Origin of the sequence: Paraburkholderia tropica (genome assembly GCF_014171495.1) — a bacterium.
Taxonomy (GTDB): Bacteria; Pseudomonadota; Gammaproteobacteria; order Burkholderiales; family Burkholderiaceae; genus Paraburkholderia; species Paraburkholderia tropica.
On sequence record NZ_CP049138.1, the window covers coordinates 381955 to 398412 of the forward strand.

The window sequence follows — 16458 nt, forward strand, 5'->3', positions numbered from 1 at the left end:
CATTCAGCCAGCGCGTCCCGGATCCTCAATTTCCTTCGCACGACCACCCGGCGCGAGAGACATTGCCGGATCCGGGCCAACGGCGTTTCCGGTAGTATTCCTGCCGCGGGGCGCGTCGCACGGTTGAAGTGCGTCAAGGAACGTTTTGCCTTTTCCGGTCAGGTAGGCGCGCCGTGCACCTTCGCCGCAATGCTCCAGCATCACCAGTTGGCGCTCGAGAAGCGCGTCGAGTTCGGCGCGGTTCATGTCGAGTTGGTCCGGCGCCTGGCGAACCAGCATCAGGGTCGCGAATTCGTGTGGACTGAGCATTTACTTCTCCGAGGAAACAGGAGCCCGCGTGCAGTTGCCCCTGCAAAAAATGAAAAGTAGTGCAAGCTATACGCGGGCTGGACAACCGTGTGATGCGGTCCGTTCAACCGCGGAACTGTGCGGGCGAACCCCTGTCGCTTAAGCTGTCCGCATTGATGGTGCGTATCGCGATCTCGACTGTCGCCCGGTGCGCCTTGTCCACGCTTGCCCAGTGCTGGGCATAGGACAGGAGGTTCGAGTCTGTCACCGACTGCTCCGCGCGCCGGATGCGGACGATGGCTACGGCCAAGTTCCGGCCAGCGGGAGGCAGCGCAGTACCAAACCGGGAAGACGCATGTCTCGATCATGCAGCCCTTCCAGCTATGGCAGCGTTCGTTGTGCATAGATACCTCTGCGTGGCGGGTCACGCGGCGCGGGCCGAGCAGACCACGCCGCATGACCGGACCTGCCTCTGCGCGTTCGTCTAGCCGACCCTCACTTCAATGCGGCGCGGTTTTGCCGCGTCACGACGGGGAATGGTGAGCTTGAGCACACCATCGTTCAGTTGTGCGTCGATGCGCGACACGTCGAAATCGGGGCTGAGTGTGAACGCGCGCCAGAAGTGCGGATGGCGCACTTCCCCATGTTGCAGGCGCAGTCCTGGTGGGGTCGAAATTACCGCTTCCGCCTCGATACTCAGGCTGCCGTCCTGCACGCGCACGTCGAGCTTTTCGCGCGGCACCCCTGGCAGATCCGCGTAGAGCGTGATGCCGTGGGTATCCTCGAAGATATCGACTGCAGGTGCAACCCGGGTAAGCTGCTTCGCATGTCGTGCACCTTCGCGCGAAGCAAGGTCGGTGTGAGGCTCCCGGGTAGTGAGTTCAGTGCTGTCGTTCATGATGTCCTCCGTGCTTTCTCGTGCTTCTTTCTATCGCGTCACTGGACGGCGATGGCTCGCGGCTTCGACGCTTCGGACCGTCCGACGCTCACCGTCAGACAACCGTTCACATAGCGCGCACTGACCTTGTCGGGATCCGCGTGCGGCGGCAGTTCGATCACGCGCCGGAACGCTCCCATGAAGCGTTCGCGAGCGTACACGCGCGTTTCGTCGCCACTTCCCGTCGCGGGAGGCCTGCGTTCGCCGCTGATCGTGAGCAGCCCCTTGTCTATCGAGACGTCGATCGACGCCGGATCGAGTCCTGGCGCGAACGCGACGATCTCTACGCTGTCGTCGGTACTGCCAACGTTGACGGGAGGAAAGGTTTCGCTGCGCGTAGCGCGCAGGCTTGCGGGAAAGCCCGCGACGGCGCTAGCTATCTGCCGTTGCAGGCGGTCGAATTCGCCCAGCAGATCGGTAGTGAAGAAAAGATCGCTCATGACTGGCTCCTTGAAACCGGGGCCTCTCACGAAGAACGAACTGGTCCACGCGCTCCAGTCCGTCTGCCGTGGGGACACCCGCTGACAAACAAATCGAAACACGCAGCGCTTGATCGCGACTGCCTGAGCGATGCCTAAAATAGCGCATATGATGGAAATTTCAAGAGGCCCTGCAACAACACAACCGGAAGGCATCATGGACCTTTTCGACACGCTTCAGGCGCAGATCGACACCGTGCGTCTGCCGCTGTTCGCTGTCACCGTCACGGCGGCAGCACAGGTGAATACGCCGCTCATCGCAATACTCCACTGGCACGGATTCAAGCGTGCGACACCGTTGGTACTGCCCGGCATAGAGATCCCGCCCCGCCCGGTTCCAGCGTCAGCCGTTCAGCTCCATGCGCCATGGCACAATTTTGAGAGTGTGGATGCTTTGCTGCTGGATGCAGCGTGGCAATCTGGTGCATGGGATGTCGAGCGCACGGAACGGCGCGGGTGCAACGTGATCGGTGCCGGCGCTGCGGAGGCGCTCGCCTGTCGTCTGGCATTTGGCGACTACGGGGTGGACAGCGCGCATGACCCACAGCTCCTCGATGACGAAACCGATCGCGGCGAGCTGATTCAACTCGCCGCGCGCAAAGGCTACGTGCGCTGGCTGTTCCGGCCGGTAAAGGGCGGCCTGTGGCGTACGCTCGAAGCCCCGGACGACACGCTTGACGCCGATGGCGGACGCCAGCCACCCTGCCCCGTGCTGCCTGAGCCGCGTCGCCCTGATGGGCGTGGCCGCACGGTTTATCGCCTCGGCGCTGTCCATCGCATCTTGCTGACTCGCTGAAACAATTTGTTACAAATAGCCGTTTTGACACCCCTTGAAGGACGTGACCGCCGCCTCTATTTCGCTATCCGCCAGACACACTGGCTCGGCTGCTCCGAGGCGTCCCCACACGCTTCGGTAACAGCAGCCGGATTCCCTTATTGGTAATCTTTAATCGCTCAGGAGATGAGAATGCAGATTCGTCCCCTCTACGACCGGGTTATCGTCAAGCGAATCGAGACGCAGCGGACGACGGCCTCGGGCATCGTGATTCCCGATTCGGCGGCAGAAAAGCCCGAACAGGGTGAAATTGTCGCGGTCGGCAGCGGCCGGCTGCTGCAGGATGGCACGCTGCGCCCGCTCCAGCTCGAAGTCGGCGACCGGGTGCTCTTCGGAAAGTACGCAGGCCAGACCGTCAAGGTCGATGGCGAGGAACTGCTCGTCATGCGCGAGGAAGACGTCATGGGCGTCCTCGAGGCCGACGCGGGCACCACCCGCAAGGCCGCCTGAAATCCCGACGCGGTCGCGAACACCGGGACGGTCGTTCGCGACGCGTTGAGTCAACGACTTTACCCGGAGCAATAACATGACTGCAAAAGACGTCAAATTCCACGACAGCGCACGCACACGCATCGTCAAGGGCGTGAACGTCCTCGCCGACGCGGTCAAGGTCACACTCGGACCGAAAGGCCGCAATGTCCTGCTCGAACGCAGCTTCGGCGCGCCGACCATCACGAAGGATGGCGTGTCGGTGGCGAAGGAAATCGAGCTGAAAGACCGCTTCGAGAACATGGGCGCGCAGATCGTCAAGCAGGTCGCCTCGAAGACCGCCGATATCGCCGGGGACGGCACAACGACGGCCACCGTGCTGGCGCAGGCCATCGTGCAGGAAGGCATGAAGCACGTCGCCGCGGGCATGAACCCGATGGATCTTAAGCGCGGCATCGACAAGGCGGTAGCCGCCGTGCTCGACGAGTTGCGCAAGCTGTCGAAGCCAATTTCCACTAACAGGGAGATCGCGCAGGTCGGTTCGATTTCAGCGAATTCCGACGAGGCAATCGGCGCGATCATCGCCGACGCCATGGAAAGGGTAGGCAAGGAAGGCGTCATCACGGTCGAGGACGGCAAGTCGCTCGAAAACGAACTCGACGTGGTCGAGGGCATGCAGTTTGATCGCGGCTACGTGAGCCCCTACTTCATCAACGATCCGGACAAGCAGGCGGCCTATCTCGATGATGCGTTGATCCTGCTGCACGACAAGAAAATCTCGAATGTCCGTGACCTGCTGCCGGTGCTCGAGGCGACGTCCAAGGCCGGCAAGCCGCTGCTGATCGTCGCGGAAGATATCGACGGTGAGGCGCTGGCCACACTCGTGGTCAACGCAATGCGCGGCATCCTCAAAGTCGCCGCCGTCAAGGCGCCAGGCTTTGGTGACCGACGCAAGGCTATGCTCGAAGACATTGCCATCCTCACGGGCGCGACCGTCATATCCGAGGAAACTGGCAAGCAACTGCAGAAGACAACGCTGGAGGATCTCGGGCGTGCGAAGCGCATCGAGGTACGGAAGGACGACACGATCATCATCGACGGCGCGGGCGACGAGCAGCGCATCGAGGCACGCGTGAAGTCGATCCGTGCGCAGATCGAGGAAACGACGAGTGACTACGATCGCGAGAAGCTCCAGGAGCGTGTCGCGAAGCTCGCCGGTGGTGTTGCCGTCATCAAGGTCGGCGCGGCCACCGAGGTCGAGATGAAGGAGAAGAAAGATCGGGTAGACGACGCGCTGCACGCCACACGCGCGGCAGTCGAGGAAGGGATCGTGCCCGGTGGTGGCGTTGCGCTTCTGCGCGCGCGCTCGGCCGTGACCGGCCTGAAAGGCGCCAACAGTGACCAGGACGCGGGCGTCCAGATTGTGCTGCGTGCGCTCGAAGCGCCGTTGCGCGTGATCGTCGCCAACGCTGGGGACGAGCCTTCCGTGGTCATCGCGAAGGTTCTCGAAGGCAAGGGAAACTTCGGCTACAACGCAGGAACCGGCGAGTACGGCGACCTCGTCGAAACGGGGGTGGTCGACCCCACCAAGGTAACGCGCACTGCGCTACAAAATGCTGCATCAATTGCCGGGCTGATCCTCACGACGGATGCGACGGTCGCCGAGGCGGCGAAGGACGAGAAGCCGGCGCAGGCCCCCGCACCGGAGTTTGACTACTGAGGAGCGTTTCCGCATGCGCCGGCCAACGGTCGCGGCTGGTGCAATCCGTTCGGCGCCGCACATTGTCTCCGTCCTGCGGCGCCGCTTTTTGCCTGGGTCCGAAATGAAACTCGAACTTTACATTGACTCCAAGCGGCTCGACATCGAAATCGACGACGTCGTGGCGGGACTGCTGGCCGCCCGCCTGAGCCTTCCCGCCGGCTCAGACAATCACGATGCCCTCGCGCATTATCTCAGCGAGAAAGGCGCCCCATGGACACTCGACGAGGAGCATATGCGCCGGCGCATCCTGCGCAGGCTCATCCTGGATATCGCCGACCCGGCACTGGTAATTCGCCATCTCATGGCTGATGGCTAACACGGTCTGCCGTGATCGGCAAAGTCCCGCACGCCCAGTCAAATAATTTTTCTGAAGTACCTTGCGTCGCGATGTCCGACAGCCCTCATTTTCGTGCCCGCATGCCCGCCAGATTGCCTGTCGGCATGCTTGGCCTAGACTATCTCAAATTTCTGCAACTCTCGGTTGATGACGAACTATGTCGCAAGGGATCGTTCGTCGATGCCGCGCTGCAGGACGCGATGGCCGCCATACGCAAAGGCTCAATGCGTACGGAGCAGCCCGCGATGAAGGTCTTCTTTGATGGCTGCCAGTTCTGGCTCGCCAGTCACTTTCACCGCCATGAGGCGGCCCGCCGCCTGGACGCATTCCATCAGGAATTCTGGTGTGATATTCAACCGGGCCAGAAGGCCGACGCTGTGCGACATGCGTCGGAACGCCCGACCTGATGCGCGTCGGCATTGATACCCGCGCGCGCCACACGCGCTGACTGCCGTCCATGTCCTGCCCGAACTGGCGTGTGCCATTTATGCCTGGGGATGGCCGATCCTACCGTCCTGCCCCAATCAATCAGGCCGTTCGGCAGCATGAGCCTGGCACAAGGCTGTGGGTCGGACGGCGGACAGGGACGACTGCTACGTCGCGCGCAGCGTGGCTTGATGCGAGGCGCTTTTCCACCGGGCTGACCACACCGGCTACGAAACGGCCGAGCTAACCGATCTCGATCTCCACCTGACGGCCCGAGGACCTCAGCGGTTCGCATTTTGGCACCGTCAACGTGAGTATGCCGTTGTCATACCTCGCGAGCGCGCGTTCTGGATCTGCATATTCCGGCATGGGAACCGTGCGCTCAAACCGTCCGTGGGAACGTTCCAGCCGGTAGCACCCGTTTTCTTCGTCGCGTATATCCTGCTTTTTTTCTCCTCGAATTATTATCACACCATCCACAACGCTCACTTTTACGTCGCTCCGATCAATACCGGGTAGTTCTACCGTGACGCGCAGGACTGGTCCCTCATCAACCACGTCGATACGTGGCTGGAAACGCGCCGAGCTAAAATCTCCGAACCATCGGTCAAGCACTCCGCGAGCCAACGTCGGATCAAGAAAAAAGTCTTCGACTGCGCGCCACTGCTCGCGCGAGAGCAGCTTCATAAGATCGGGCAATGAGTTGCGCTGGCCGCTATCCCCTGCGTTGGTGTTGTCTGGTGACTGTGCATCAGGCTTACGCCCTGACAGGCGAAAAAACTTGAAGGGGTTCCACCTCTTCGGATCGGGATTCATCGTCTTTCTCCTCTCGGTCCTCAAGGAACATACGTTCGCGATGGTTAACATAGTCCAGGAAGACGAAATTTCAAGAGCACAAGAACGGAAGGCCCGCTGCCCAATAGCAGGACAGGCGCGGGTGACATGGCCAACGATCTGCGTTCGATTATCCGGGGGGCGGAATCGCCGGGGGCAGCCCAGTGCGGTCATCCTTGATGGCCGTACGTTGCAGTCGACGTGCGAGAGCGGTCCACGCGCAGTCTCTACGGGTACAAGCGTAAAAAAGGCAGCAAGGTGAACATGGCGGTGAACACATTGGGGTAACTGCTTGCTGTGCGTGTGACGCGCTTCCGACCTACGAGGGCAGCGGCGTCAAACGCGACATCCCCGAAGCCGAGACGCCACTCATTCTGCGTATGCTGAAGACCGCGGCGGCGACCGGTAAAACAAAGGTTGATGACGTGTCGAGCGGTGCCGACGCCGTGGTGGCGGTCGCCTGTCCCGTGCCACACCATAGAGACCTGCTCGCCTGGACGCTGACCCGCGCGCGGTCGCAACTCGGGCCGTACGGCGAGCGCGCCGCGACGATCCTGTCCGGTTTTCTTATCTTCATCGTCTTGTTGGCGTTCGTGCTCGCCCTCGCACTCAGGCGCTGGAAGCGTAATCTGACTTGTCTCGAAACGGCCCTCGCGGAAGACGGCGAGTTCGAGCAGGGCAAGCGGATCACGCGGCTCGGTGAACGCGATCTGGACCAGATCGTTGAGGCGCTCAACCGATATGTCGATCCCGCCGAGCGCTTTAGCGCCCTCGGGAAGATGGCCGCGCAGATTGCGCATGAGATTCGAAATCCCGCTGGCGCCATGCGCCTCAAAGCCGAGAATGCGCTCGCGGGTGACGACGCGCGACGTGAAGCTGCTTTGAAGACCATCATCGAGCAGGGGGGAAGTATCGAATCCCAGGTGACGAGTCTGCTCGCCCTGACGCAACCCGTTACGCTTCAGCTTCGCGAGGTCGATTTGAACTACTGGCTGGGCAATTTGAAAGTCCCCCACGAGCCCCATGCGCAAAATCGCCAGATCGACCTGAACGTCGAGGTCGCAGGGCTACGGCCCGTATTCGACACGACCCAGATGGCGCGCGCGCTCGACAATCTCATCGTGAACGCGCTGCGGCACGCCCCCCCTGGCGGCTACGTCAAAGTCACAGGACGACACACTAGATCGGACGGCGGCGAGCGTCTGCGCTTCGAAGTGAGCGACAACGGTCCGGGGGTGAGGGCCCGACGGAAATATCGTCGGCAGCCCCGGAGCGAACACGGCTTACCTTGGCACTCAGCGCATCTTCATGGCCTCGCTCGAACTCGACTATTGACGCTCGCGCAGAAGCGTAGGTCGATGCCGCCATATGGGTCTCTTTGGGTGGCCCGATTATTGCATGGCTCGTGTTGGCGTTCGCTCCTGCTATTCGCGTATATCGGGCAATGCAGGGAGGCGTGACGCTCACGCTCGCCTGTTCGAGATTCCGGTGCGCGCGAACGCCATCTTTCGCCACGCCTCGCTGCCGTATCGACAGTTCGACGGAGGATGCCTCATGTCCACTCACGCCGATCCATTCACACGCATGCTCGACAGCGAGCAAGGACGGCTGCTGCTCTCGAAAGCCGTTCGGCGCAAGTTGCGGCGCGGTCAGATGCTCAGCATGCCGTCGCAGCTCGACAATCAGATTTTCATCGTGCGTAGCGGCCGCATCCGCGTTCATCTAATGAACGACCAGCGCGAACTGACACTGGCGTTTCTCGAACCCGGCGACGTCTATTCGACACACACGCCCGCATGGGTTACCGCCAGCGAGAGTTCCGAAGGGCACTGTCAGGTTGCTGGAGGTGTGGCAGTAGAATGAAGCGATGAAGAAGACGAAATCGCTTTATCACGGCCACCGCTTCCCCGCTATCGTCATCAGCTGCGCCGTTCGCTGGTACTTCCGGTTCAGCCTGAGCCTGCGCGACATCGAAGAGTTGTTGCTCGAGCGTGGCGTCGTGGTCACATACGAAACCATCCGTTGCTGGTGCGACAAGTTCGGCGCTGGATTCGCTAAGTGCGCCAAGGCGGCGCGGCGCAAGCCAGCCAACACCTGGCATTTAGACGAGATGTTCGTGACGCTACGCGGCGAGCCGTATCTGTTGTGGCGAGCGGTTGACGAGCATGGTGCTGAACTGGACGTGCTGGTGCAGAAGCGGCGCGACAAGGTTGCGGCAAAGCGCTTCTTCCTGAGGGTGCTGCGTTCAAACCCGGTGCCGCGCAAGATCGTCACCGACCAGTTGCGCAGCTATCCGGCGGCGAAGGCTGATATCCCTGAGCTTGCTCGGGTGAAGCACGTGTTCGTCAAAGCGGCCGCACGGGTAAATAACCGCGCCGAGAACAGCCACCAGCCAACCCGTAGGCGCGAACGCCAGATGTGTGGCTTTCGCGATGCGCGTCGCACGCAGGCTTTTCTTTCATGCTTCGGCCCGCTCCGTCAGCACTTCGCGCTTCCAAGGCATCAGATGAACGCTGCACGTCATCGTGCCATACTTCAAGAACGCCTCGGCACATGGCGCGCTTGGACTCTTTCCGCCGCAAGCGAGACCGTTATCTGTTAAGGATAACTACGCGCGTGACGCACAGTTGCCCACAGCCGCCAACTTGACAATGCCCTCCCGCGAAATGCGGGCGAAATTACCGCTTACTTTCAATCGGTACGGTCGTTTTTTCCGTACTCCGTTGTTCTCCGCCCAATCGGCCAGCGCGCCGCCCTTCTGCACGCGCACCTGCACTGAAATACAGACGGAAGCCCCCCAATTTGCGCGCAGGGATAAAGACGGCTACGGCAGATGCCGTATACATTAACCATCCGGCATAGTGTGCGCCCTGCAGCCGCACACTTTGCCCACGGACGTCATCCGATGATGACAACTGAAACCTCGCCGATAAATCTTTCGGTCAGTTGAATGGGACAACAGTTTGTGAACCGACTTTCGGCAGCATGGAGAGCGCTCCGCGTGGCCCCAAAACCAGTGACTCGTCTGCGCCGTGCCCACGAATTGGAGACATCAGCCCACCCCACACTGCGAACGTGGCGGCCAATGTGCAGTTGCATAGTCATGTGCATTATGGTCTCGGCCATCGTGGCGTCTGTCACGCTGCTCGTCCTGCATGACCGCGATAATGCACTTCAGCGGGAGAGACATCGCATGGTGGCAATGCTGGCGGGCAGCGCAGCATCGATTGACCGTGCTCTCCAGACAACCGAAGCCGCTCTGGCCGCTAATGCCCAGCGCCTTGTCGCGCTTGACCTGTTGCAGCAGGATCTTCATTCGCCTGCAGTAATTGTTGATTTTCGCGAGACCCTTATCCGTCAGACAGCAACGCTGTCCTCCGTGATCAGCCTGAGCATCCTTGATTCGCAGGGACACTGGACAATTTCCTCGCGATTCAGGACCATCCCGGTCATACCGGCCAATCCCCGTCGTCCGATATGGAATGCGGCACTTCACACACCACCATCGCGTTCGTTTGTCTTTGGCCCCGGCGCGCCTTCGGCCATCGACATGAAAAGCTTCGGGGTGGGTCGCTCGGCGCGCGCCGCCGACGGTCGCATCCTGGGGGGAGCGCTAGCTTTCCTCTCGACTGACGATATCAAGCGTTCATTTCAGGCAATTGATGCTGAAGGCGCTACCGTCATTGCCTCCAACCCTGACGGGGAAACCCTGTTCGCGTTGCCTTCCGACACCGCACAGATTCCCGCCTGGGTGCGCCCGCGGTGGAATGAGGAAAGCTCTGAAGGCGGGAACAGCTTCGAAATCAGTGACCCAGAGGGGCGCGGCTGGCTTGTCGCCGTCGTGGCATCCCGGGATTCACCACTCGTGTTCACATCGATCAAGTCCGTTGACAGCGTCTTCGAAAGCCGACGGCAGTTTGCAACCACCGTTTTCTTGTCGACTGCAATCGCTCTGATCGCCACCGTCACACTGTTTGCGCTGTGGGTCAGACAGCAGTGCCTCACGCACAGAAAAACCCTGATCGCGGCGGCGGCAAGAGAACGGCTGATCAGCAACCTGAGTCTGGATCCATCAACGAAACTTTACAATCGCGCCGGACTCGAGAAGCAGTTGGTACAACGCGACAGCGTTGCCCGCCCGCGCGCCCTGCTCATGATCGGAATCGACCGGTTTCAGGAGATCGCCCACGCACTCGGCAATTCGACGGCAGACCAGATCCTCTCCGAGGTTGCCTCAAGACTGGGTGAGTCGGCCGGGCCACGCTGTCTCGCGGCGCATCTCGGCGCAGGGGAGTTCTGTGTCGCCCAGTACGATGAAGACCCAGAATACCTGGCGCGCAAGCTACTGTGGACCCTATCCCAGCCCCACCGTTCAACCGGGCGTGATCTGCTCTTTGGCGTATCGGTGGGAATATCTGGCGGAGTCCAGGATCTGCAGGCAGCCCAGCAGGAGGCGAGCGCAGCAATGGTACGCGCGAGGGCGGCGGGGCTCGGAAACCTGCGCTGGTTCGATCCGGCGCTGGACCGGCAGATACAGGACTCGATGCTGATCGAACAGGAACTGCGCGCGGCGATCGGCACCGATGCGCTTTATATGGACTATCAGCCCATCCTCGCACTCGAGACAAACCGTATTGCAGGATTCGAGGCGTTGATGCGGTGGAAGAGCGCCTCCCGGGGCGTGGTGCCTCCCGACGTGTTTATCCCGATCGCCGAATCGGCGGGCATTCTCCTGCCCGTCGCACGCATGGTCAGACGCTCGCCGTTGCAGGCGGCCGCAGCGTGGCCGCAGGACATCTTCGTCTCGATCAACTGCCCAGCATACGAATTCAAGGACAGCTCACTGCCTCAGCGGATTCGCGACCAGCTTCGGACAACCGGCGTCAGCGCAGAACGATGCTGCATCGAAGTCACGGAATCGGCCCTGCTGGAGAATGACGAAATCGTGCTCGGTGTAATGCGCGAACTGAAAGACATCGGGATTCGACTGGCGCTCGATGACTTTGGTACCGGCCACGCGAGCCTGAGTTACCTGCGTACGTTCCCGTTCGACCGGATCAAGATCGACAGGTCGTTCATTCAGGGGATGAACAGCGACACGACAGCTGCGGCAATCGTCAATGCCACCCTGACGCTAAGCCGGCATATGCGCCTGGAGGTGATCGCCGAAGGCGTAGAGACCCACGAACAGTTACAGCGACTGAAGGAACTGGGATGTGACTATGCTCAAGGCTATCTGATATCTCGCCCGCTAGGCGAGAAAGATATCCAAACATTTCTTGGAGATTTTTCCGCCGAGCCACACCCGGTTGCAGACACGCCCGACGAAATGAAACTTGTCGCACTCCAGAGGTGAATCTTGTACCGGCCCGATAAGTAATCGCCGCTCAATGATGGCGGGCGCGTGAACGCGCGCGCCGGCGCTTTGCCAATAAAACACGTTCACGTCATCTGCCTGCATCTCGGCAGCGAGCAACTGCGCGCTCAACTGGACGTCATCGATCGGCAGTTCTGCGCGTTTTTACACGGCCTCGGCCGGCTAGCGCCTGCCGTGGCGTCCGAGAGCGGCCAGTCACGGCGGCAAACACTCGGCCTGCATTGCCAAAAAAGTGCGGCCCAGTCGCTAACCGTCATTTCCAGTCCAGTGTCTAACACGCAGGAAATCGGCCACTGCGGAAATGCGCCTGCCTTCGATGGCGTTGTCTAGCGCTTCGTCAGTAAGCACCCGGTGAAGTCATCCTGATCGGCAAGTCGCGCCGCCCGACGATCATGTCCATTCAAATTTTAAATGGACAGGTGTACATGATGGACGAAGTCGAGGTTGTCCATGATGTGGTGCAGCCGACACGGCGCCGACGGCATAGCAAGGAATTCAAGGAGACGGTCATTCGGGCGGCAATGCAGCCGAACGTGTCGATTGCGGCCGTGGCACTGCATTACCGGCTGAACGCCAACCTGCTGCGCAGTTGGGTCGCAGCACAGGAGGAACGCGATGCCGCTGAAGCGGCCCGACAAGAATTGAACGTCTCGCCCCAGGAATTTGTGCCGCTGCAGATGCAGAACGGTGTTGCAGCGACGCACATCGAGATCGAGGTGCGCAAGGGCGCGACGGCGATCACGGTGCGCTGGCCGCTGTCGGCCGCAAGCGACTGCGCAACGTGGCTGCAGGGGTGGTTGCGTTGATTCGCATCGATGCCATCTGGCTTGCGACGGAGCCGGTCGACATGCGCGCCGGTGTCGATACGCTGCTCGCACGCGTGGTCAAGGTGTTTGGCGCGGCAAGGCCCCATCATGCCTACCTGTTTGCCAACCGTCACTCGACGCGAATGAAGGTGCTGGTCTACGATGGCCTGGGCATATGGCTTGCCGCACGGCGGCTGAACAAGGGGCGCTTCGTCTGGACAAACGGCGAGCAGGCGGTGAGCTTGGGGCTGAGCCCTGAACAGCTTCAGGCTCTGGTAATGGGACTGCCGTGGCGCACTCTCGCGCCAGATCACGCGATCACGGTGGTTTGAGCCCCGTAAGTACGTAAACTGTTTCCCTTGCTGCATCGCGCCCCGCTCTGGCAGACTGGTCGCCATGGACATCCCCGCCGATCTCGACGCCCTCAGTACCCAACAGATCCGCGAACTGAACGCGAAGCTGATGGCCGAGATCGCCGAAAAAGAAAGAGAGTTGCAGTACCGGCAAACGCGTATCGACCAGCTTACGCACGAACTCTCGGTCATCAAGCGGCAGCAGTTCGGCAGGCGCAGTGAGCAACTCAACAAGGAGCAACTGAGCCTGCTCGAGGAAGCGCTCGACGCGGATCTGGCGGCAATCGGGCTCGAGCTGCAGGGGCTGAAGTCCGGCGAGCAGGCAGGCGCAGGGACACCGCGGCAACAGCCAAAGCGTGAACCGCTTCCTCCCGAGCTGCCACGTACCGACATTCATCACGAACCGGACAGCACAATCTGTACGTGCGGCTGCGAGCGCGTTCGCATCGGCGAGGACATCAGCGAGAAGCTGGATTACACGCCCGGCGTGTTCACGGTTGAGCGGCACATCCGGGGTAAATGGGCGTGCAAGGCATGCGAGACGCTGGTGCAGGCTGCGATGCCGTCGCACGTGATCGACAAGGGCATCCCGACCACTGGTCTGCTGGCCCAGGTGCTGGTCGCCAAGTACAGCGATCACCTGCCGTTGTATCGACAGGAGCGCATCTTTGCGCGGGCGGGTCTGGCGATCGCGCAATCCACGCTCGGCGCCTGGGGTGGCGCGTGTGGCGTGCGCCTGCATCCCCTGGTCGATGCACTTCGCGAAGAAGTGTTGCAGCAGGCAGTACTGCATGCCGACGAGACGCCGGTACAGATGCTTGCGCCGGGAAAGGGCAAGACCCATCGAGCCTATCTGTCGGCGTACAGCACCACGCAGTTCTCCGATATGAAGGCGGTGATCTATGACTTCGCCGAGAGTCGCGCTGGCGAACATGCTCGCGCATTCCTGGGCGAGTGGCGCGGCAAGCTGACGTGCGACGACTACGGGGGCTACAAGTCCAGCTTCAGAAGTGGAATCACAGAGATCGGATGCCTGGCGCATGCCCGGCGTAAATTCTTCGACTTACACGTCAAGCACCAGGGCGAGCTTGCCGAGCCCGCGCTGCGATACTTCGGTGCGTTGTACGAAGTAGAACGCGACGCTGCACAACTCGAACCCGATAGAAGACGTCTTGTGCGTCAGGAGCGTGCTCGCCCCATCGCCGACGAATTCCATGCATGGCTGCTCACGCAACGGCAGCGTGTGCCGGACGGATCCGGGATCGCCTCAGCCCTTGACTACAGCCTCAAACGTTGGGAAGCGCTCACGCGCTATCTGGACGATGGGCATGTGCCAGCCGATAACAACTGGGTCGAGAATCAAATACGGCCGTGGGCCCTAGGGAGGTCGAACTGGTTGTTCGCAGGATCGCTGCGTGCCGGAAAACGCGCGGCCGCGATCATGACATTGATCCGCTCTGCACAACTGAACGGACACGACCCGCTGGCCTACCTGAAGGACGTGTTGACGCGCTTGCCGGCACACCGTGCCGCCGACATAGCGCAACTGCTTCCTCATCGCTGGACGCCGACCGCTGCTTGATCGTTTGAGCGATTGCCCCCGTCAAGATGCCTTCCCCGGGTGCTTACCTTCGTCACCATGACATCGTGAAATCTTCGAAGATCAATGGCGATGGGCCGCTCGCAATCGAGTCTCCCTTGTGGAGCGCATTAGGGCGACCGCATCCGGCAGTAGGCGGCCACGAGCGGCCGGTCCACCAGCCATCCGATCGGACTTTCCAAGGACCGCTTCGCCTCTATAGTTGCCGTTCACCGGCGTCGTGCACTACCACTCGCTGCAACGCTCTCTCCGATTGCACTTCAAACAAGGAGAAATCTTGCCAAACATACAGATCTCGGCGGAACACAGACTTGCTCTCCTTGAGGAGCATCGCTTATGGTGCAAGGACATCGTCCGTACCCCCGGGCAAATCGGTAGTTCGATCAACACGTTGGTCCAAGGACCGCCGTTGTATATTCCCGGAGAAATAAGGCCATACTCGGACTTTGATGAGGTCAGATTCTTGTCTGTCGATCAAAAGTTCGTCGACTACCTCAAGGCCAAAAGTTTTCCATTTCGGGAGAATTGACGATTCGTCTCGGCGTCGCCGTCGGGCTGGAGAAGCAAAATCTCAATGGCAAGGAGGAGTGATGGGTTTTCAGCGAGAAGTACGAACTGGGTTACGGTCGCCAAGTGAGATCGAGCGTGAGGTGCGTAGTGAGCGAATAGACGCCCTGTTGAGTCAACTCGAAGCGGAAATTCACCGTATGAACGGGCAGCAGGGCGACGAACATATCCCCGCCGCCTTGCGCGAGTTGGAAGCACGGTTGCGCCAGCTTGCCGATCGCGCCCAAGTGACCGGGTCAGCGCTTGCTACGCCAAGTTTATAGCCACAGTAAAGCAGGCCATGCTTCCCGTGGCAGATACAGCGATATTGGCTGGCGCAGGGCCGCGTCGACAGGTTGCTCATGCATTCTATCGGCCAGCCTTTTAGGGAAACGCTGATCAATGAGCCGATCGCCGTTGGTTTGGCGTATGCGGCTCGCGTTTTCTAGAATGGGAAGGCCGTCAAGGCAGATTCTGGGTGCCCGCGCGGCCGACTTCCTGCATTCTTCACCCGCCAGACGGACTGTTCCCATGACATGGCCACAGCCGCTGACGCGCCACCACCAGGTTCGCCAGCGCGAACAGGCTGAACAGCTGCGCCGTGTTCCTGGCCAGCACCCTGTAGCGCACTTTACGATGCCGGAACAGTTCTTGACGACATGGAACGGGTGCTCGACCCGCGCGCGAATCTGCGCTTTGGTCCGCTCAGCCGCCATCACCAGATCTTTCAGCGCGCCCTCGGACATCGCCTTGATCTTGCCGCGCTTGAGCGCCACCTGCCACTTCACCGTCTTGCCCTTCATCTCATCGCGCCTGTCCACACCGGTATAGCCCGCATCGCCGAACGCTTCGAGCTCGTGCCCGTGCAGCAGGGCGTGGGCCTGCGATACATCCGACTCGTTGGCCGCCGTCGTGACCACGCTGTGCACCAGACCCGAGTCGGCGTCGACGCCGGCATGGGCCTTCATGCCAAAGTGCCACTCGTTGCCCTTCTTCGTCTGGTGCATCTCCGGATCACGGCTTTTCTCAACATTCTTCGTCGACGGCGGTGCCTCGAAGTTCGCGTCAGCTCGCGCTCCACCAGCAGGCGTCGGAACTTCAGCAGCGTGGTGGCATCGGGTACGTTCTCGCGCGCCAGGTCGGTGCCCGCGAACGCGCGCATCGCGATACTGTCGTACAGCGCTTCCTCAAGGCCTTCGTCTGACAAGCCGTACCACTGTTGAAGAAAGTAGATCCGCAGCATCGGCTCCAGCCCGGCCGGCGGGCGCCCCCGATCGCCGACAGCAAGCGCAGACGCCTGGTCACTCGCTTCTTGCCCAGGCTTTCTGCTTCTGCAAAACCGATCTGCCACTTCATGATCGTGGGACCGTTCCGTGAGCCTCTATCTGCAACGTCCTCGGCCTCGTCAGCGATGCTCGTCGAGCAGAATTGATCAGTGTTTCCTTAGCG

At 60.9% G+C, this 16458-nt stretch carries 16 protein-coding genes and 3 pseudogenes; 14 read left to right on the plus strand and 5 right to left on the minus strand.

Annotation, left to right across the window (positions count from 1 at the left end):
* Window positions 1–3: 3 nt before the first annotated feature.
* The 3 genes from G5S35_RS39945 to G5S35_RS38875 all read right to left on the minus strand — a co-directional run bounded on the left by G5S35_RS39945 (window position 4) and on the right by G5S35_RS38875 (window position 1665).
* The gene (locus G5S35_RS39945) at window positions 4–309 is read right to left on the minus strand and encodes a hypothetical protein (RefSeq protein ID WP_237182019.1); all 306 of its coding nucleotides are present in this window, start codon (window positions 307–309) and stop codon (window positions 4–6) included.
* 463 nt (window positions 310–772) lie between these two features.
* A complete protein-coding gene (locus tag G5S35_RS38870) occupies window positions 773–1186 on the minus strand; it encodes an Hsp20/alpha crystallin family protein (protein ID WP_074987541.1) in 414 nt (137 codons plus the stop codon).
* 38 nt (window positions 1187–1224) lie between these two features.
* Window positions 1225–1665, minus strand: coding sequence for an Hsp20/alpha crystallin family protein (locus G5S35_RS38875; RefSeq protein WP_110329279.1), 441 nt, complete (start codon window positions 1663–1665; stop codon window positions 1225–1227).
* A 196-nt stretch (window positions 1666–1861) separates the two neighbouring features.
* Here G5S35_RS38875 and G5S35_RS38880 point away from each other — a divergent pair, with 196 nt between their 5' ends.
* The 5 genes from G5S35_RS38880 (at window position 1862) to G5S35_RS38900 (ending at window position 5474) form a co-directional block, all read left to right on the plus strand.
* The gene (locus G5S35_RS38880; RefSeq protein WP_183040291.1) at window positions 1862–2500 is read left to right on the plus strand and encodes a diguanylate cyclase; all 639 of its coding nucleotides are present in this window, start codon (window positions 1862–1864) and stop codon (window positions 2498–2500) included.
* 171 nt (window positions 2501–2671) lie between these two features.
* Window positions 2672–2989, plus strand: coding sequence for a co-chaperone GroES (locus G5S35_RS38885; RefSeq protein ID WP_074987544.1), 318 nt, complete (start codon window positions 2672–2674; stop codon window positions 2987–2989).
* Between the two features lie 76 nt (window positions 2990–3065).
* On the plus strand, window positions 3066–4688 hold the full coding sequence (groL, locus tag G5S35_RS38890; protein ID WP_110329276.1) for a chaperonin GroEL: 1623 nt from the start codon (window positions 3066–3068) through the stop codon (window positions 4686–4688).
* A 103-nt stretch (window positions 4689–4791) separates the two neighbouring features.
* On the plus strand, window positions 4792–5046 hold the full coding sequence (locus G5S35_RS38895; protein WP_074987600.1) for a hypothetical protein: 255 nt from the start codon (window positions 4792–4794) through the stop codon (window positions 5044–5046).
* A gap of 11 nt (window positions 5047–5057) precedes the next feature.
* Window positions 5058–5474 carry a hypothetical protein gene (locus G5S35_RS38900; protein ID WP_146230089.1) on the plus strand — a complete coding sequence of 139 codons (417 nt, stop codon included), beginning with the start codon at window positions 5058–5060 and terminating at the stop codon, window positions 5472–5474.
* 262 nt (window positions 5475–5736) lie between these two features.
* Here the strand turns inward: G5S35_RS38900 and G5S35_RS38905 are convergent, their stop codons facing one another.
* The gene (locus G5S35_RS38905; protein ID WP_110329291.1) at window positions 5737–6309 is read right to left on the minus strand and encodes an Hsp20/alpha crystallin family protein; all 573 of its coding nucleotides are present in this window, start codon (window positions 6307–6309) and stop codon (window positions 5737–5739) included.
* A 126-nt stretch (window positions 6310–6435) separates the two neighbouring features.
* Between G5S35_RS38905 and G5S35_RS38910 the strand changes: the two are divergent.
* From G5S35_RS38910 to tnpC, 9 genes and pseudogenes are all read left to right on the plus strand, one after another.
* Window positions 6436–6612, plus strand: a pseudogene (locus G5S35_RS38910) (IS5/IS1182 family transposase); the annotation flags it as partial.
* Window positions 6613–6635: 23 nt separating this feature from the next.
* Window positions 6636–7586 (plus strand): annotated as a pseudogene (locus tag G5S35_RS38915) (ATP-binding protein); the annotation flags it as partial.
* Window positions 7587–7881: 295 nt separating this feature from the next.
* Window positions 7882–8190, plus strand: coding sequence for a cyclic nucleotide-binding domain-containing protein (locus G5S35_RS38920; RefSeq protein ID WP_183040762.1), 309 nt, complete (start codon window positions 7882–7884; stop codon window positions 8188–8190).
* A 4-nt stretch (window positions 8191–8194) separates the two neighbouring features.
* The gene (locus G5S35_RS38925; protein ID WP_183040763.1) at window positions 8195–8929 is read left to right on the plus strand and encodes an IS6 family transposase; all 735 of its coding nucleotides are present in this window, start codon (window positions 8195–8197) and stop codon (window positions 8927–8929) included.
* Window positions 8930–9520: 591 nt separating this feature from the next.
* The gene (locus G5S35_RS38930) at window positions 9521–11683 is read left to right on the plus strand and encodes a putative bifunctional diguanylate cyclase/phosphodiesterase (RefSeq protein ID WP_183040764.1); all 2163 of its coding nucleotides are present in this window, start codon (window positions 9521–9523) and stop codon (window positions 11681–11683) included.
* A 48-nt stretch (window positions 11684–11731) separates the two neighbouring features.
* Window positions 11732–12034, plus strand: coding sequence for a hypothetical protein (locus tag G5S35_RS38935; protein WP_183040765.1), 303 nt, complete (start codon window positions 11732–11734; stop codon window positions 12032–12034).
* Window positions 12035–12096: 62 nt separating this feature from the next.
* Window positions 12097–12510, plus strand: a complete 414-nt coding sequence (locus G5S35_RS38940; RefSeq protein WP_183040766.1) for a transposase — start codon at window positions 12097–12099, stop codon at window positions 12508–12510.
* On the plus strand, window positions 12507–12842 hold the full coding sequence (gene tnpB, locus G5S35_RS38945; protein ID WP_183040767.1) for an IS66 family insertion sequence element accessory protein TnpB: 336 nt from the start codon (window positions 12507–12509) through the stop codon (window positions 12840–12842). Before G5S35_RS38940 ends, tnpB begins: the two co-directional genes overlap by 4 nt.
* Window positions 12843–12906: 64 nt before the next feature.
* Window positions 12907–14445 carry an IS66 family transposase gene (gene tnpC / locus G5S35_RS38950; protein ID WP_183040768.1) on the plus strand — a complete coding sequence of 513 codons (1539 nt, stop codon included), beginning with the start codon at window positions 12907–12909 and terminating at the stop codon, window positions 14443–14445.
* A 1071-nt stretch (window positions 14446–15516) separates the two neighbouring features.
* On the opposite strand, the pseudogene G5S35_RS38955 reads toward tnpC, so the two are convergent.
* Window positions 15517–16365, minus strand: a pseudogene (locus tag G5S35_RS38955) (IS5 family transposase).
* Window positions 16366–16458: the final 93 nt, after the last annotated feature.

What these genes read in the sequence shown, in the direction of transcription:
- G5S35_RS38905 (WP_110329291.1), bottom strand. Translation starts at nt 6,309, where the DNA reads ATGAATCCCGATCCGAAGAGGTGGAACCCCTTCAAGTTTTTTCGCCTG.
- G5S35_RS38895 (WP_074987600.1), top strand. Translation starts at nt 4,792, where the DNA reads ATGAAACTCGAACTTTACATTGACTCCAAGCGGCTCGACATCGAAATC.
- tnpC (WP_183040768.1), top strand. Translation starts at nt 12,907, where the DNA reads ATGGACATCCCCGCCGATCTCGACGCCCTCAGTACCCAACAGATCCGC.
- G5S35_RS38930 (WP_183040764.1), top strand. Translation starts at nt 9,521, where the DNA reads ATGGTGGCAATGCTGGCGGGCAGCGCAGCATCGATTGACCGTGCTCTC.
- G5S35_RS38925 (WP_183040763.1), top strand. Translation starts at nt 8,195, where the DNA reads ATGAAGAAGACGAAATCGCTTTATCACGGCCACCGCTTCCCCGCTATC.
- G5S35_RS38885 (WP_074987544.1), top strand. Translation starts at nt 2,672, where the DNA reads ATGCAGATTCGTCCCCTCTACGACCGGGTTATCGTCAAGCGAATCGAG.
- G5S35_RS38920 (WP_183040762.1), top strand. Translation starts at nt 7,882, where the DNA reads ATGTCCACTCACGCCGATCCATTCACACGCATGCTCGACAGCGAGCAA.
- G5S35_RS38870 (WP_074987541.1), bottom strand. Translation starts at nt 1,186, where the DNA reads ATGAACGACAGCACTGAACTCACTACCCGGGAGCCTCACACCGACCTT.
- groL (WP_110329276.1), top strand. Translation starts at nt 3,066, where the DNA reads ATGACTGCAAAAGACGTCAAATTCCACGACAGCGCACGCACACGCATC.
- G5S35_RS38940 (WP_183040766.1), top strand. Translation starts at nt 12,097, where the DNA reads ATGTCCATTCAAATTTTAAATGGACAGGTGTACATGATGGACGAAGTC.
- G5S35_RS39945 (WP_237182019.1), bottom strand. Translation starts at nt 309, where the DNA reads ATGCTCAGTCCACACGAATTCGCGACCCTGATGCTGGTTCGCCAGGCG.
- G5S35_RS38880 (WP_183040291.1), top strand. Translation starts at nt 1,862, where the DNA reads ATGGACCTTTTCGACACGCTTCAGGCGCAGATCGACACCGTGCGTCTG.
- G5S35_RS38875 (WP_110329279.1), bottom strand. Translation starts at nt 1,665, where the DNA reads ATGAGCGATCTTTTCTTCACTACCGATCTGCTGGGCGAATTCGACCGC.